This window comes from Kineococcus vitellinus, from assembly GCF_009906315.1.
GTDB lineage: Bacteria > Actinomycetota > Actinomycetes > Actinomycetales > Kineococcaceae > Kineococcus > Kineococcus vitellinus.
The window spans coordinates 1-1,713 of sequence record NZ_JAAALL010000504.1 but is presented as its reverse complement, the minus strand read 5'-3'; the positions used below and the strand labels follow the sequence as shown (position 1 = coordinate 1,713).

The window sequence follows — 1,713 nt, the reverse complement described above, 5'->3', positions numbered from 1 at the left end:
GGGTTGCTGTCACGGTTCACGGAGTCAGCTCCTCAGCTGCAGGTGGCGAGGCGGGGAGGGGAAGGCGCGGAGGCGCGGTCGCGCTGCTCGTGGTGAGCGCTGCTCGCGGCGGGTGCTCAGGAGTCGACGAAGGCCAGCAGGTCTGCGTGCAGGCGTTCCCGGTCGGTGTCGGGCAGGGCGTGGCCGCTGCCTTCGTAGACGCTCAACCTCGCACCGGCGATCGTCTCGGCGGCGCGCTGGCCGCCGACCGCGAACGGGACGATCTGGTCGTCGTCGCCGTGGATGACCAGGGTGGGCACGTCGATGTCGCGCAGGTCGGTGCGGAAGTCGGTGGCGGAGAAGGCGGCGATGCACTCGTAGGCGGCGCGGTGCCCGCAGGCCATGCTCTGCAACCAGAAGGCGTCCCGGAAGCCCTGGTCGACGTCGTGGGTGCGGTTGTGCCCGAAGAAGGGTCCGTCGGCCAGGTCGTGGTACAGCTGGGCGCGATCGGCGGCCTCGGCGGCGCGCAGGTCGTCGAACACGGTGACGGGCAGCCCCCCCGGATTGTCGTCGCCGGCCACCATCAGCGGAGGCACCGCGGAGACGAGGACGAGCTTGGCCACCCGGGAGCTGCCGTGCCGGGCCAGGTAGCGCACGAGCTCTCCACCGCCGGTGGAGTGCCCGATCAGGGTCAGCTGGTGCAGGTCGAGGGTTTCGACGAGGCGGGCCAGGTCGTCGGCGTAGGTGTCCATCTCGTTGCCGTGCCAGGTCTGGCTGGAGCGTCCGTGCCCACGGCGGTCGTGGGCGATGGCGCGGTGGCCGTGCTCGGCGAAGAAGCGCATCCCGGCCTGCCAGGCGTCGGAGTTCAGCGGCCAGCCGTGGCTGAACAGGATCGGGGAACCCTCCACCCCCCAGTCCTGGTAGAAGATCTGCGCGCCGTCGTCGGCGGTGAGGTAGGGCATGAGCGCCTCCACGGCTTGAGTGCCCGGCGTGCGGTGTGTCCCGGCTCCGGGTGTCCCGGCTCCGGTGTGCACCACCCTGCCGCCGCGCTGCGCCGCGCGGACCACGTGGTGTGCGTGGTGCTGAGCGCCTCCACGTGGTCTCGACCTCGCGACCGGTGGGTTCCAGACCGGTGGGCTCTGGACCGGTGGGTCTCAGGTCGGTGGGTCTCAGGTCGGTGGGTCCTCCAGCCGTTCGGCGAGTTGGCGGCGTGAGGTGATGGCGAGCTTGTGGAAGACCTTGCGCAGGTGGTAATCGACGGTGTTGACGCTGAGGAAGAGGGTGGCCCCGATCTCGGCGTTGGTGCCTCCGGCCGCGGCCAACCGCGCCACCGTCGCCTCCTGAGCGGTCAACCGCATCGCCGCCCGACCCGTGGCGGCGCCGGGTGAGTGCTCACCCAGGGCGGCCAGCTCACGCCGGGCGCGCTGGATGAACGCCGGTGCCTGAGCGTCCTCGAACAGGCGCACGGATTCGCGCAGCTGCTCCTTGGCGTCGTTGCGCCGCCGGCAGCGTCGCAGCCACTCCCCGTAGAGCAGGCGGGCCCGCGCCAGCTCCACCGTCAGCCCGCTGGCGCCCAGCGTGGCGATGGCCTGTCGGTGGTGCGCCTCAGAAGGTGTTGCGTTACTGGTCATCGCCAGTGAGTGAAGGTGGGGTGGTGGCCGTCAGGCCACCACCCCACCTCATGATCAGCCCATGTGTGCATGCACGGGCAAAGCGGCCTACGACTCCTCACTG

The 1,713-nt window shown here is 71.0% G+C and carries 2 protein-coding genes; both read right to left on the bottom strand.

Going from position 1 to position 1,713, the window contains the following annotated elements:
- Positions 1–116 precede the first annotated feature (116 nt).
- A complete protein-coding gene (locus tag GTQ99_RS22895) occupies positions 117–941 on the bottom strand; it encodes an alpha/beta fold hydrolase (protein ID WP_166617965.1) in 825 nt (274 codons plus the stop codon).
- Positions 942–1,148: 207 nt separating this feature from the next.
- Positions 1,149–1,610, bottom strand: coding sequence for a helix-turn-helix transcriptional regulator (locus GTQ99_RS22890; RefSeq protein ID WP_166617964.1), 462 nt, complete (start codon positions 1,608–1,610; stop codon positions 1,149–1,151).
- Positions 1,611–1,713: the final 103 nt, after the last annotated feature.

Bases quoted from the DNA above. Each gene is read 5' to 3' on its own strand.
- GTQ99_RS22895 (WP_166617965.1), bottom strand. From the start codon at position 941: ATGCCCTACCTCACCGCCGACGACGGCGCGCAGATCTTCTACCAGGAC.
- GTQ99_RS22890 (WP_166617964.1), bottom strand. From the start codon at position 1,610: ATGACCAGTAACGCAACACCTTCTGAGGCGCACCACCGACAGGCCATC.